Below are 13,452 nucleotides of genomic sequence, written 5' to 3'. Positions count from 1 at the left end.
ACTCGGGGAAAATATAATGACTATTAAAGACCGTTATTTTTGGCGCTATCCGCTGGCCATGAGCTGCCTGTTGGCGGTGCCGGTGGGGGCGCAAGCGGCCCAGACAGCCGCAGAAGAACAAACGACGGCGGCCACGGCAGCCGGCCAAGCGGTGCAGCTCAAGCGCGTTAAGGTCAGCGCCGCCCGCCCGCTGGTTCGCCAGCAAACCACGCTGTCTTCGCAGGTAGACGGCAAAACGCTGGAGCAGGAGCGGCTGTATCGCTTTGAGGATCTGCCACAGGCGGTGACCGGGATGGATATTGCCGCCGCCGATACGCTGGATACGCGCGTCACCATTCGCGGCATAGGCGACGGCGGCGGCAGCGAAATCAACATCGGTATGCCGAGCAGCGTCGGGTTGTTCCTGGACGGCGTGCGCCTGTCGCGCCCGGGCATGTTGGCCAACGATCTGTTGGATATTGATAGCGTAAACGTGTTGAAAGGGCCGCAGGGCACCCTGTACGGCTTTAACACCACCGGCGGCGCGATAGATATCCGCAGCCGCAAACCCACCTTTACCCCGGAATATTCCCTGGAGCAATCCGTCGGCCAGCACGGCTATGTACAGTCGAAGCTGATGGCCTCCGGTGCTTTGAGCGACACCCTGGCCGGGCGCATCAACCTGTCGCACACCGAAAGCGGCGGCTATGTCACCAACGTCGAAAACGGCCACAAGCTGGGCGGCAGCAATAACAGCGGTGTGCGTGGGCAGCTGCTTTGGCAACCGCAGGATAACGTTAACCTGCGCTTTATCGGCGATTACAGCAAAGCGACCAGCTACCCGGTGATGTCGTTGGTCGGCACCCACGCGGTGAATGGCACCGACGGCTTCTTAACCCGGGCTCAGGCGTTGGGCGTGAAGGTGGTGGAAGGGCGGAAAGTGGCGCTGGACGACGAATCGAAAAACCGCGTCACCCAGGGCGGCGCAGCGCTGGAGGCCAATGTGAAGCTGGAGAACGGCTTTGCGCTGCATTCGCTGTCATCCTGGCGCTATTTCCGTTTCCTGCCGCAAACCGCCGATGCGTTAAATATCCCGCTGTATGCCAACAGCGGCGCCGATGTGCGCGATCGTATCTGGGAGCAGCGTTTCTGGGTCGATTCGCCGAAAGGCGGCCTGCTGGATTACACCCTGGGCGCCGATTATTGGGGCGAAAATATGGACACTTTCGCGCACGATTACTATGACGGCGGCAGCCAGGTGACGAGCTGGTACGGCAACACCAGCAACACCGGGAAGTTCGTCCAGCGTTTTGGCGAACTGAACGATAAGGCGTTTTCAGTCTATGCCAACGGCACCTGGCACCTGGGCGACAGCCTGGATCTGATCACCGGCGTGCGCCAAACCTATGAGAAAAAGACCGGCTCCTTTAAGCGCATCAATAAAAACGATTTTGACTCCGGCGATCTGGCGCAAACCAACCACCTGCCGGCGGCGACCATCAGCGCCAACTGGTACGCCACGCCGAACGTCACGCCTTACCTCACCGTGGCTTATGCCGAAAAAGCCGGTGGGCTGAATATCTCTTCCGGCGCAGCGGCCAAGGCGGGCCTGGGCTCGTTATACATCGAACCGGAAAAAACGCGGGCGGTTGAGCTGGGGGTGAAAACCCACTGGTTCCAGCGCAAGCTGGAATGGAATACGGCGTTGTTCTGGAGCGAAGTGCGTGATTTCCAGACCACCGCCTATGACGAAGAAACGCTCAGCAGCTACCTGATCAACGCCGGGAAGTTTCGCTCGCGCGGTATCGAATCGCAGCTCTCGGTCTACCCGGTTGAAGGGTTGAGCCTGAGCCTTAACGGCACCCTGCTGGATGCTTCGTACCTGAACTTCACCAATGCCAAATGCCCGGCGGAAATCTCGCTGCAGGCCGGTGCTCCGGCCACCTGCGATCTGACCGGCCAACGGGTGTTTAACTCGCCGCGCCTGAGCTACAACGCCCGGATCCGTTATGAATGGAACACCTTTAATAATCTGCAGGCGTTCGTTTCCGGCCAATGGTCGTGGCGCAGTTGGGCGTACGGCACCGTGGACAACTCAGCCTACACCCGTATTCCCGCCTATGGCGTGCTGAACCTGGCGACCGGCCTGAGCGGCAAACAGGGCGATCACGGCTGGCATGTCTCGCTGTGGATGAAAAACGCGTTGGATAAAACCTACTACCGCGTCATGAAATCCGGGGATTACGGCTCGGCCTACGGTTCGCTGGGCGATCCACGCATGGTAGGCCTGACGGTAGGCTATGACTTTAAAGGATAGTGTAATGCGTAATCTTCCTTACTCACGGCGGCACTTTTTGCGCGACAGCACCTTGCTGACCCTGGCGCTGCCGCTGTGGAAATCGGCTACTGCGGCGGCGCCCGGCCGCGCCGGGGCGTCGGCAACGCCCCACGCGGTGCAGTTACGCTGGCTGGACGGGCAGCCGCCGCGGGCGCTGAGCGGTGTCACCTGGGGCGCGCCCTGGCCGCAAGGGGCGGTGCCGGCGGGGAGCGGCTTTTTACTGCAGGACGGGCAGCAGGCATACCCGTTGCAGAGCTGGCCGCTGGCCTGGTGGCCGGATGGTTCGGTGAAATGGTCCGGCCATGCGCTGGGTGCCGCCACGCCGCGCGCCGGGGCGCTCACTCTGCTTCCCACCACCGCCGAGGCCGCACCGCAGCGGAATTTGGCGACGGCAACCGAACAAGGCTGGCTGGTCGATACCGGGCAGATGCGCTTTAGCGTCTCCCGCAGCGGGCGGTACCTGATTGACGAGGTGTGGCAAAACGATCGCCTGGCGCTCACCCGCGGGCGGCTGGTGCTGCGTATCCAGTCCGGCGATGAGGCGGAAGGCACGCACAGCGTGGCGGCATTTCAGGGGCAGGCGGCATCCGTCACCCTGGAGCAGAACGGGCCGCAGCGGGCGATCATCACTATTCGCGGCAGCCATCGGCAGGATGAAAATAGCCGGATCCCGTTTATCGTGCGCCTGTATTGCTATGCCGGCTCGTCCTCTTTCCGGGTGGTGCATACGCTGATCTATGATAACGATCGGCCGCAGCAATCCGTGAAGGGCATCGGGCTGGCCTTTGATGTGCCGCTACAGGGCGAACTGCACGATCGTCATGTGCGCTTCGCCTCTGACGAGGGGGGCGTTTTCACCGAAGCGGTGCGCGGCCTGACCGGGCTGCGGCGCGATCCCGGTGCCCAGGTTACGCAGGCGCAGCTGAGCGGCAAGGCCACGCCCCCGCTGGCGGACTTTGCGTCCCGGGTGGCGGCCGGCCTTGGCTACATCCCGGCGTTCGGCAGCTACCGGCTAACGCAACACCATCCCGACGGCTACCAGATCCATAAGCGCACAGAGGCGGGGCTAGGCTGGCTGCTGTCGGCTACCGGTAGCCGGGCCGCCGGCGTGGGCTATCTTGGTTCACCGCAGGGCGGGGTAGCCTTCGGCATCCGCAACTTTTGGCAAAGCTATCCGGCCTGCCTGGAAATCGCCGGGGCGCATCAGCAGCAGGCGACGGTCACGCTCTGGCTGTGGTCGCCGTGGGCGGAACCGATGGATATGCGCGCCTGGCACGGTGAAATGGGGCTGACAACCTTTAAAGCCCAGCGGGAAGCGTTGGACATCACCTATGAAGATTACGAACCCGGCTTTGATACGCCGCACGGGGTGGCGCGCACCAGCGAGCTGTTTATCGACGTGCTGCCGTCAACGCCGGATAACGCCGCTTTCGTGGATATCGCCCGGCGTATCCAGCAGCCGCCGCTGCTGGTGGCGAACGCCGAAGATCTCAGGCGTGCACGGGTGTTTGGCCCGGTGTGGGCGCCGGCCAGCGCCGTGAGCCCGCGCCATCAGGAGATCGCCGCGCAGTTGGCGTGGTATTTCGATTTTTACCGCCAGGAAGTAGAGCAGCGCAAATGGTATGGCTTCTGGGATTTCGGCGATGTTATGCACACCTACGACAGCGATCGCCACGTCTGGCGTTATGACGTGGGGGGCTATGCCTGGGATAACTCCGAGCTGAGTACCGATCTGTGGCTGTGGTACTACTTCCTGCACAGCGGCCGCCCGGAGGCCTTCCGCATGGCGGAGGCGATGACGCGCCACACCGGCGAGGTGGACGTTTATCACCTGGGGCGTTTCAAACCGCTTGGCTCCCGGCACAACGTCCGCCACTGGGGCGACAGCGCCAAACAGCTGCGCATTTCCACCGTGGCGAACCGCCGTTTCCTCTACTACCTCACTGCCGATGAGCGCATCGGCGAACTGATGGATGAGCAAATCGAAGGGGTGCGCACTTTGCGCGATGTGATGCCGGGGCGAAAGATCGGCCAGCAGACGCCGGACGATCCTAAGCGCATTAGCCTCTATTTCGGCACCGACTGGAGTGCGGTGGCCGCCGCCTGGCTGACGGCTTGGGAGCGGCACGGCGATCCACAGATGCGTGATCGCTTGCTGAACAGTATGCGTTCGATCGCCACCCAGCCGCACGGCTTCTTTACCGGCCTGGCGGAGATGGATCCTGATACCGGCGTATTCGCCCCCGCCGGGCCGGAACAGCTGTTTATTTCCCACCTGAGCGCGGTGTTTGGCCTGGCGGAAATTTGCAGCGAGCTGCTACAGCTGCTGCCGGACGAGGGCTTTACGCGCGCCTGGCTGGATTATTGCCGGTTATATAACGATCTGCCGGCGTTGAGCGCGTTCGTCGGCAAACCGGTGAAAAAGCTCAACCTGGTGCAGGGCCACGCTCGCCTGACCGCCTACGCCGCCTGGCATCAACAAGATGAGGCGTTGGCGGCGCGCGCCTGGCGGGAGTTTTTCAGCGGGGAAGGGGGGATTGTGCAACCCAATACCACCACCCGGCTGATCCGCCCGCCGGCGGTGCTGGCGCCGTTGCAAGAAGCCGGGATTGACTCCTCCATCGATAAACGCTCGGGCAGTACCGGCGACACCAACCTTGCCACCAATGCGGTGGCGCAGTGGGGGCTAACGGCATTGGCGCTGCTGGCGCTGTTGGATGCCCCGGCGCCTTCCCACTAACATATCCGCGAACAGGAAAAAACCATGACGGAATTAAACACCGCTGTGCAGCAGCCAGATCCGGGCGAGCCACAGGAGATTGACTGTTGCCCTTCTTCATCACCCAAGGTTGAACACCAATACCTTTTGCGTTGGGCGCCCGCACCGGCGGCGACGCCCTGGCATTGGCGGGTGGAGCAGGAGGATCCGCAGCGAACGTTGGTGCAGGCCGAACCGGGCCAACTGACGTTGGAGAGCGCCGCCGGCCTGACCGTGTGGCTGGATCAACCCCTTTCCGGCGCCTACCGCATTCGTTTTGTGCGTGAAGTGCAGTTGGCCGGGCGGCCCTACGATCGGCTTTCCGATCTGAACCAGTTTTGGGCGGCGCGCGATCCGGCAAACTCTAATCTGTTCACCCGCAGCGGCGTGTTGAATGAATACGACGATCTTGATCTTTACTATGTGGGGATGGGCGGCAACTGGAACAGCACCACCCGCTTTCGCTACTACAACGGCCGCGGGCAGCGCCAATTGCTCGGTGAGTTTACCGACGCCCAACACCTGCTGCAGCCCAACCGGCAATATGAGATTGTGATCGAGGTGGGCAGCGGCGGCACCCGTTTTCTGGTGGATGGCGAACCCTATTTCCAGGCGCGTTATGCCGCACCGCCCGCTGCGGGTTATTTCGGCTTCCGCACCGTGTGGTCGCGCCAGGTGATTACGGATTTCGCCATCATGCCGTTGTAGCCGCGGCCGGGTTGCCGTGCAGATCTTTATCGACCTGCACGAAGGTCGCCATCAGCGTTTGCGTCAGCCAGGGGAGCCGGGCGCCCGCCAGGGAGATGATGCCGTAATGGGTATAGAACTCATCGGTGTTGTCATCCAGCCCGGCGATTTTCAGCATGTGCAGGCCATGCCGCGCCGGGGTTTTGAAATGGTTGGTGGTGCCGATGGCATCCGAGTGGCGGATCACGTCCAACAGGCTGTAGCCATTTTCGCACTCGATGCTGGTGCGGATGTCCTGGCGGCCGCTCAGCTGCACCAGCGCCCGGTGCAGGTTCGGCGGGCGGATGGTGGCGGCCAGCGGGTAGCTGAACAGTTGTTCGACGGTGATTTCGTCAAAGGCCGCCAGCGGGTGCTGCTGCCGGCAGCAAAACCCCCAGCGGTGGCGGGTGAGCGGCTGCACCGTATAGCGGGCATCAAACTCAAAGTTGCGGGTATCGGCGACGATAAAATCGAATTTTTCCGCCAACAGCCCCTTGCCCAACGCCTGCCAGTTGTCCACCCGGAACACCAGGCGGATCTTCGGCGAGTGGCGCGAAAAAGCGCCGATCACCTGGGGCATCAGCCATGCGGCGGGCGCCGGGCCGCAGCCAAACTGCACTTCGCCGGCCTCTTTTTCATTGAAGGCGGCGATGTCGTTGAGCAGATCTTGGCTCTGGTGGGTTAAGCGCCGGGCGTGCTCCAACACCACCAGGCCTTTACGGGTGGGTTCCAGATCGTTATGGCGGTCGATCAGCCGGGTGCCCACGTTCTGCTCCAGTGCCTGAATGCTGCGGCTGAAGGCCGACTGTGAGATCTGCATCGCCTGCGCGGCGGCGGTGAAGTTGCGGTGTTCAATCAGGGCGATAAAGTGGCGCAGTTGGCGTAGATCGATATTCATCATCGGATGTTATGCACAAATGTGGGAGTTAGCGCCCAGACTAGCGGGCTTTCTACTAATAAAAAAATAATAGATAACTTTTTTATATTCCTTTTAGTTATACCTAAAATAATTTGGGTGATAGGGGAAAGGGGGCGAGGGGATTGAGGTTGTTTCATTTACGCAGTGGTGAGAGTGTATTGTTTTATCAACGTTCTTTGCTCTGACCGAGAAGGTTTCGGTCGCCACAATATCGTGGCTTTTTGTTGCACCGCAGCCCGCGCCCGAGTTAGGGGCCGTGGGCGCGGCCCCTAACGATCCGCGCCTGCGCCATATCAGGCGGCCGTTGCGCGGCTACCCTCACTGTGTCACTGCGCATCACGGCCGGCTACGACAGGCGTCCCTGCCTGTCTCGCCTGAAACCGCCGTCCTGGCGGTTTCGCCTATGCTACGTTCCGCCGTTCGGCGCCTTCAATGGCTTCCACACCCATGCTCCAATCACCGAATCAATCGTCTTTGAGATTAATGAATTAACCCATAAACTTATGTCAAAACCGGTGGTTAGGTTGCCCGGTGGCGATAGATTGGGGTGTTGACGTTTAGCGCGCATCTTGGTCTGCCGAACAAGGCACCGTTGCCAGGGGCAATCGGCCACGGACGGCCGACCCGCCCGGTGACGGGGACGCGGCGAGGGCACCCGCGCAGCGGGCAGGCCATGTTAAGCGCAGGCCGGGGTGTCAGGGCCGAGCCTTCGGCCCTGACAATTGTCAGTCACTATTGCCGCAAAGGAACTTGATACGATTAAGGCAATTCCCTTTACACCGAGGGTGGCAAAGTGTGGTTTTATCAACGTCCTGCATGGTTCTCGGCCGCGTCATTTCGCACCACGGTAACGTTATTGGTGATAACTGGCTAACCCACTGGCTTCCAACTGGCGGATGGCCGCCGCCCAGTGTTTTTGCGTGATCTCATCCGTGCCGCTGCGAAAACGCGCAGACTGCGCCTTGACCTTTTCGATCGCGGCCGGCGGCGCGTAGTGCAAATTGTCTCGCCCGCCGGCGAGCGCCGCCACCTGAATGTTGCAGGCGCGCTCCAAACCGTGCAGCTCCCGGAACGCGTGCTCAATGCTCACGCCGCCGGCCAGCAAACCGTGGTTGCGCAAAATCATCACGTTGCTGTGGCCCAGATCGTTAACCAACCGGTCCTGCTCATCCAGATCGAGCGCGACGCCTTCATATTCGTGATAGGTAATCCGTGAATAATAAGCCAGCGCATGTTGCGACAGCGGTAACAGCCCGTCTTTTTGCGCCGATACCGCCGCGCCGTCTTTGGTGTGGGTGTGCAGCACGGCTTTCAAATCGGGGCGGGCACGGTGTATGGCGCTGTGGATCACAAAGCCGGCCTGGTTAATGCCCAGCCCAGTGGGATCGGCAATGATATTGCCGTCCAAATCGATTTTCACCAGGTTGGAGGCGGTGATTTCACTGAACAACAGGCCGTAGGCGTTAATCAGAAAGTGCTCTTCCGCGCCCGGCACGCGCACCGAGAAATGGGTATAAATATGATCGGTCCAGTGATACAGCGCCGCCAACTGATAGGCGGCGGCCAGCTTAACGCGCACCTGCCACTCTTCCTGGCTGACGCCGTTTTTTACCTCGCCGGTATTGGCGGTAGGGATAGACACCAAAGACATAACAACTCCCGTTAACGGTGATTTGATAAGTGTTGGCCGCGACTGGCGCTCGATTACCAATCGATCTCTTGGCCCAGAATTTTCAATATGTCCTGCCGGCGCTGAATCAGCAGCGGATCGCCCCGGTGGCGCGGATAGGCCAGCGGCACCGCAAACTGCGCCAAAATCCGGCTCGGGCGCGGCGAAAGCACGATCACCCGATCGCACAGCAGCAATGCCTCTTCGACGTCGTGCGTCACCAGCAGGCTGGTATAGCCCTGGCTCTGCCAGAGGTTAATCAATTCGCGCTGCATGCTGATGCGGGTCAGCGAGTCCAGTTTGCCCAGAGGCTCATCCAGCAACAGCAGGCGCGGCTCATTGAGCAGGGCGCGTGCCAGCGCGGCGCGTTGGGCCATCCCACCGGAAAGCTGTTTAGGGTAGGCGTTGGCGAACTCGTTCAGGCCAATGCGGCTGATCAGGCCGTCGGCCTTTTGCTCCTGGCCGCTCAGCCCCTGCGCCTGCGGCCCGAGCAGCACGTTCTGCCGCACCGTGCGCCACGGGTAAAGGGTGGGATCCTGGAAAACCAGAATGCGCTCGGGGCTGGGGGCGCCGAGCGGCTGGCCGTCTGCGAGCAGGTGGCCGGTTTGCAGCGGCTCCAGCCCGGCAAGCAGGCGCAGCAGGGTGGACTTGCCACAGCCGGAAGGGCCCAGCAGCGCGACGCTTTCGCCGGCGGCAATGCTCAGGCTGATGTTGTCCAGCACGGCGATTTCCCGTTTCCCCAGGGTGAAGCTGTGGCTGACGTTCTGCACGTCTATCGTTGTGCCCGTGGCGTTTATCCGCGCCTGGGCGGCTTGCGCTACCATTTCATCACTCCTTTTTGCCAACTGAGCAGGCGATCGCGCACGAAAAACAGCAGGCTGATCAGCCCCGAGCACAAAAAGGCCATCACGATCAGCGCCGCATACATATTCGGGTAAGCGGCCCAGCCCTGCGCCCACTGCAAATAAAAGCCGATGCCGGCCTTTACCCCGACCATCTCTGCCACGATCAGCACCGAGAAAGAAGCGCCCAGCCCCATAAACAAACCAACGAAGACGTTCGGCAGGGCGGCGGGGATCGCCACGTGGAAAATCAAAAAGCGCTGGCTGGCGCCCAGCGTGCGCGCCACGTCGTAATAGGCCTTGTCGATGTTAGCGACGCCCGACCAGGTGAGGACGGTCACCGGGAACCAGGTCGCCAGGGCGATCAAAAACACGCTGGCGCCGAAGCTGCTGGGGAAGATAAACAGGCACAGCGGCAGCAACGCGGTTGAAGGCACTGGCCCCAGAATGCGCAGTATCGGGTGCACCCAATAGCCGATGCGCTGCGACCAGCCGATCGACACGCCGCTGATAAAGCCGACCAGGGTGCCGATCACCACCCCCAGCAGCAATAACGATAATGAGTGGTACAGGCTGTTTAGCAGGCGTGGCCAGTCGGTGAGATACACCTCAATCAGCGCCTGCGGCGGGGCGAAAAACGGCAGCGGCAGCGCGCCGGTTTTCACCGTGAGCAGTTCCCACAGGCTGAAAAACAGCGGCAGGGCGATCAGCCATTGCCCGGCGCGCTGCAGGCGTTGCCCACGGCCTTCCCACTGGCGGTAGCTGAGCGCTAGCGCCAACAGCGCCACGCCCAGCGCCAGTTGCAGCCCGGCCCAGGCCTGGCTGTATGGCCATTGGCGGTTGACGTTGGGCCAGTAGGTGGTGATAAGCCCGGCGGCCAGCCAGGCCGTGGCCGCCAGCAGGCCGGTGAGCCAGATCCGCTGGCCGGCGCTTTTTTCCCGTTTCACGGTTCGATCAAGCAAATACGTTGGCATAGATGCTCTCCGCAAATTGGTGGGCGTCGGTACTGGGCTTAATCACCTGGACCAACTGCAAATCGCTGACGTACTGCGTCAGCTCTTTAACGAAGGCTTCGCCCACCGCGTGGTGGCCGTGCGCCTGGCCGTGCAGAATGCCGGCCACTTCCTTGACGTTGGTGTTCAGCGCGTGGGCCATAAAGGCATCGGCAACGCTTTCCGGGTGCTCCGCCGCGTAGCTGTGGGCATCCAGCAGCGCCTGGGTCAACGCCGCTGCCGCGGCTTTGTGTTCGCGGGCCAGCGAGCCGCTGACACCGACCACGCAGCAGCTGAGGTTGGCGTATTCACCGGTCATATTGCTGGCCAGCAGTTGGTATTTGCCGGTGTCCAATAAGCGGTAGCTGAACGGTTCGCTGCCGCTGATGGCGGCAATTTCCTGTTTATCCAGCGCCACGCTCAATAAATCGGCGGGATAGACCTTCCATTGCACATCGGCGATCGGGTCCACGCCGTGGCGTTTGAGCAGGATGGCAAAAAAATTCTTGTCGGGGCCGGCCATGTCGGTCACGCCGATGGTTTGCCCTTTTAGCTTTTCCAGGCTGGTAAAGGGGGCGTTTTTGGCGGTCAGCAAATTCAGGCAGCCGCCGTGGGTGCCGGCGGTGAGCTTGACGTCAAAACCCTGTTCCAGCGCTTTCAGCCAGCGCAGGGCCATACCGATGCCCGCATCGGCCTTGCCGGTGGCGATCGCTTCCAGCAGCAGATCGGTCGAGTTGCCGAAGTTGACGAACTCAACGTCCAAATTGTATTTGCTGAAGAAGTGCTGCTGCTCCGCCACCGTGACGGGGGCAATACACACCGCGCTCTGGTTGATGGCGAGCTTCAACTTATAAGGTGCCGGCAGGCGCAGCGCGTTGCCGTCTTCCTGATGCATGGCCGCCATATCATGGGCGAACAGCTTCGGCGAGATGCCGACCAACACCGGGGCCGCCAGCAGGCTGCCGCCCAGGCTGAGGAATCTGCGGCGTGAATACTGAGCAATGTGTTTCATGGCTGACCTTCCTGTTGTGTTTGCGCCAGCGGCGGTATGCTAAAGCCGTTATCAAAGGTATGAGTAACGTCAAGCGGTTGCCGGATCAGCCCGTTAGCCTGATAAAAATCGGCGGTGGCCTGCTGTTGGCGCACGGTTTGATCGTCAATCCGTTGCCAGCGCAGTTGGCGGCTGGCGAACTGCTCGCGTGCGATATCGGGCGGGAATTTAATGATTTGCCCCAGCGTTTTGCCGTAGCTGTCGAGATTGGCATAGGCCCAGCGCTCCGCCTTTGCCAGGCGGTTGAGATAATCCTGCAGAGCCTGGCGTTTGGCGCTATCGCTGAGCGTGGCATCGGTGGCCGCCAGGAAGGTATTTCCTGGCAGCAGGCCGGTGCCGCTGACCAGCACATGCCCTTGCCCGGTTTTAACCAGTTGAGTGGTGTAAGGCTCCCAGGTGGCCCAGGCGTCGACCGAGCCGCTGAGCAGCGCCACCTTGGCGTCCACCGGCCCTAAAAAGACCCACTGTACGTCGGCGGCGCTCAGGCCGGCCTGTTGCAGCGCCTTCAGCGCCACAAAGTGGCCGATGGAACCTTTGCCAGTGGCGATGCGTTTGCCTTTCAGATCCTGGCCGCTTTTCAGCGGCGAGCTCTCGCCCACCAGTACCGCGGTGCCCGCGGGGTTGCTTTTATCCACCGCGACCGCTTTAACCGGCGCACCCTGCGCAAGGGCAAACAGTAACGGCGCATCGCCGATAATGCCGACGTCGACCGCGCCGGCGTTCAGTGCTTCGGCAAGCGGGGCGGCGGCGGGGAACTCGGCCCATTTGATATCGTAAGGCAGATTGGCGAGTTCGTTGGCCGCTTCCATTTGTGAACGCATACCGCCTTTTTGATCGGCGATATGCAAGGTAATACGCGCGTCGGCGGCCAGCGCCTGGCCGGCCAGGCCAATAAGCAGTAAAGCACCCAGAGTCTGTTTAATACGCAACATGTTCATCATTTCCTTTGGTCTAAAGCGGTGTTGCCAAAGCCCGTGCTCTGCGTCAGCGGGCGGTTTATGCGGGTGTGCCGCCGCATAATGCCGCTTTGCCGGCGTTAATCCACGCGCTGTCGTTTTGCGGCGTATGCACCCGGCCGCACAGCACGTTGCGGTAGTGGCGTTCCAGCGGGTTGTGGCGCGTCAGGCCGTGGTTGCCGGTCAGCGCCAGCGCTTTTTCCACCGCATTTACCGCGTTTTCGGTGATGGTGACTTTCGCCAGGTTGGCCTGTTCGGTGGTGAATGCCTGCGCCGCCGCCTGGCGCAGCAGGCTTTGGTTGACCAGCAGCAGGCTATCGATTTGCCCGATGTTTTCCTGCACGCGCGGCAGGCTGGCTAGCGGGGCGCCCAGACTGGCCGGCACGCGCTGTTGCAGCCAGGCGATCAGCCAGCGGCGCGCCGCCTGCGCAATGCCGTCATAGATGGCAGGCAGCAGGGCGGTGTGGGCATTGGCGGCGGCCTGGATCTGTGCCGTATCCGGCGCCGGCGGCCGATCGGCCGGATAAATCCCCACCGCATGGTTCAACGGCACCGCCACGTTGTGCAGTAGCACCTCATGGCTGCCGGTGGCGCGCATCCCCAGGTGATCCCAACTGTGTTTAATCGTGATGCCCGGGCTATTGCGCGGCACCAACCAGGTGCCCACTTGCGGGTTGGCGTCATCGCTGCGCGCCCAGATCGCCAGCCAGCTTAGGCCCTCAATCCCGGTGGTATAGAGTTTGTGGCCGTTGAGCAGCCAGCCTGCCGGCGTGCGCGCCGCCACGGTGTGGGGCAGGCCGCCACGCGCCGGGGAGCCTACCTCTGGCTCCACCCGCAGGCTGTTGATCAGCGCCCCGTGTTGCACCGCGCTTTGGCTGACGGCGCAGCGCAATGCCTCCGGCCACTCGGGGTTGGCGGCCAGGCGCAGGTGGTGCAGGTACTGCATGCAAACGATCAGCGCCGTGGACGGTTCGCCCTGTGCAATGGCGCTGATAACCTGCTGTAGAGTGGCAAGGCTGGCTTCGCCGCCGCCGTAACGCTGCCCGCAGGCCAGTCCCAACAGGCCATGCGCCTGCAGCCAGGCCAGATTGGCATGTGGGAACTCGCCGCTGCGATCCAGCGCCGCGGCCTGTTGTGCCAGTTGCGCGGTAATCAGCGCCAGCGGCGGCTGAATGTGCTGTTGGCGTGCCAGCGGGCGGGTAGACCAGACAGAGCTCATGCG

10 protein-coding genes are annotated in these 13,452 nt (G+C 61.9%); 3 read left to right on the top strand and 7 right to left on the bottom strand.

Translation table 11 applies throughout. From position 1 onward, the window contains the following. Window positions 1–16 precede the first annotated feature (16 nt). Genes AC559G_RS08930 through AC559G_RS08920 form a run of 3 tightly spaced genes read left to right on the top strand, consistent with a single transcriptional unit; the run spans window position 17 to window position 5,783 of the window. On the top strand, window positions 17–2,296 hold the full coding sequence (locus AC559G_RS08930) for a TonB-dependent receptor (RefSeq protein ID WP_498912277.1): 2,280 nt from the start codon (window positions 17–19) through the stop codon (window positions 2,294–2,296). Between the two features lie 4 nt (window positions 2,297–2,300). After that, entirely contained in the window at window positions 2,301–5,057 is a 2,757-nt protein-coding gene (locus tag AC559G_RS08925) for an exo-rhamnogalacturonan lyase family protein (RefSeq protein ID WP_498912276.1), read from the top strand. A 24-nt stretch (window positions 5,058–5,081) separates the two neighbouring features. Beyond that, the gene (locus tag AC559G_RS08920) at window positions 5,082–5,783 is read left to right on the top strand and encodes a DUF6250 domain-containing protein (protein ID WP_498912275.1); all 702 of its coding nucleotides are present in this window, start codon (window positions 5,082–5,084) and stop codon (window positions 5,781–5,783) included. Here AC559G_RS08920 and AC559G_RS08915 read toward each other — a convergent pair. From AC559G_RS08915 to AC559G_RS08885, 7 genes are all read right to left on the bottom strand, one after another. Beyond that, window positions 5,770–6,699: a LysR family transcriptional regulator gene (locus AC559G_RS08915; protein WP_498912424.1), complete on the bottom strand. Its 930-nt coding sequence runs from the start codon at window positions 6,697–6,699 to the stop codon at window positions 5,770–5,772. The two genes, AC559G_RS08920 and AC559G_RS08915, sit on opposite strands and share 14 nt — an antisense overlap. An 874-nt stretch (window positions 6,700–7,573) precedes the next feature. After that, on the bottom strand, window positions 7,574–8,371 hold the full coding sequence (locus AC559G_RS08910) for a class II aldolase/adducin family protein (RefSeq protein WP_121555381.1): 798 nt from the start codon (window positions 8,369–8,371) through the stop codon (window positions 7,574–7,576). Between the two features lie 53 nt (window positions 8,372–8,424). Then, window positions 8,425–9,213 (bottom strand): ABC transporter ATP-binding protein, encoded by a 789-nt coding sequence (locus AC559G_RS08905; protein ID WP_498912274.1) that lies wholly within the window; start codon window positions 9,211–9,213, stop codon window positions 8,425–8,427. Continuing rightward, the gene (locus AC559G_RS08900) at window positions 9,207–10,205 is read right to left on the bottom strand and encodes an ABC transporter permease (RefSeq protein WP_498912273.1); all 999 of its coding nucleotides are present in this window, start codon (window positions 10,203–10,205) and stop codon (window positions 9,207–9,209) included. The genes AC559G_RS08905 and AC559G_RS08900 overlap by 7 nt, the downstream gene beginning before the upstream one ends. Next, window positions 10,186–11,235, bottom strand: a complete 1,050-nt coding sequence (locus AC559G_RS08895) for an ABC transporter substrate-binding protein (protein WP_498912272.1) — start codon at window positions 11,233–11,235, stop codon at window positions 10,186–10,188. Before AC559G_RS08895 ends, AC559G_RS08900 begins: the two co-directional genes overlap by 20 nt. After that, window positions 11,232–12,206 carry an ABC transporter substrate-binding protein gene (locus AC559G_RS08890; protein ID WP_498912271.1) on the bottom strand — a complete coding sequence of 325 codons (975 nt, stop codon included), beginning with the start codon at window positions 12,204–12,206 and terminating at the stop codon, window positions 11,232–11,234. The genes AC559G_RS08895 and AC559G_RS08890 overlap by 4 nt, the downstream gene beginning before the upstream one ends. 64 nt (window positions 12,207–12,270) lie before the next feature. Continuing rightward, window positions 12,271–13,449 (bottom strand): acyl-CoA dehydrogenase family protein, encoded by a 1,179-nt coding sequence (locus AC559G_RS08885; protein ID WP_498912270.1) that lies wholly within the window; start codon window positions 13,447–13,449, stop codon window positions 12,271–12,273. Between the last annotated feature and the right edge of the window lie 3 nt (window positions 13,450–13,452).

Source organism: Gibbsiella greigii (assembly GCF_039540155.1).
Lineage (GTDB): Bacteria > Pseudomonadota > Gammaproteobacteria > Enterobacterales > Enterobacteriaceae > Gibbsiella > Gibbsiella quercinecans.
The sequence above is the reverse complement of the archived record's forward strand: the minus strand, read 5'-3'. Positions and strand labels throughout refer to the sequence as shown.

Bases quoted from the DNA above. Each gene is read 5' to 3' on its own strand.
- AC559G_RS08920 (WP_498912275.1), top strand. From the start codon at position 5,082: ATGACGGAATTAAACACCGCTGTGCAGCAGCCAGATCCGGGCGAGCCA.
- AC559G_RS08895 (WP_498912272.1), bottom strand. From the start codon at position 11,235: ATGAAACACATTGCTCAGTATTCACGCCGCAGATTCCTCAGCCTGGGC.
- AC559G_RS08930 (WP_498912277.1), top strand. From the start codon at position 17: ATGACTATTAAAGACCGTTATTTTTGGCGCTATCCGCTGGCCATGAGC.
- AC559G_RS08915 (WP_498912424.1), bottom strand. From the start codon at position 6,699: ATGAATATCGATCTACGCCAACTGCGCCACTTTATCGCCCTGATTGAA.
- AC559G_RS08885 (WP_498912270.1), bottom strand. From the start codon at position 13,449: ATGAGCTCTGTCTGGTCTACCCGCCCGCTGGCACGCCAACAGCACATT.
- AC559G_RS08905 (WP_498912274.1), bottom strand. From the start codon at position 9,213: ATGGTAGCGCAAGCCGCCCAGGCGCGGATAAACGCCACGGGCACAACG.
- AC559G_RS08890 (WP_498912271.1), bottom strand. From the start codon at position 12,206: ATGTTGCGTATTAAACAGACTCTGGGTGCTTTACTGCTTATTGGCCTG.
- AC559G_RS08925 (WP_498912276.1), top strand. From the start codon at position 2,301: ATGCGTAATCTTCCTTACTCACGGCGGCACTTTTTGCGCGACAGCACC.
- AC559G_RS08900 (WP_498912273.1), bottom strand. From the start codon at position 10,205: ATGCCAACGTATTTGCTTGATCGAACCGTGAAACGGGAAAAAAGCGCC.
- AC559G_RS08910 (WP_121555381.1), bottom strand. From the start codon at position 8,371: ATGTCTTTGGTGTCTATCCCTACCGCCAATACCGGCGAGGTAAAAAAC.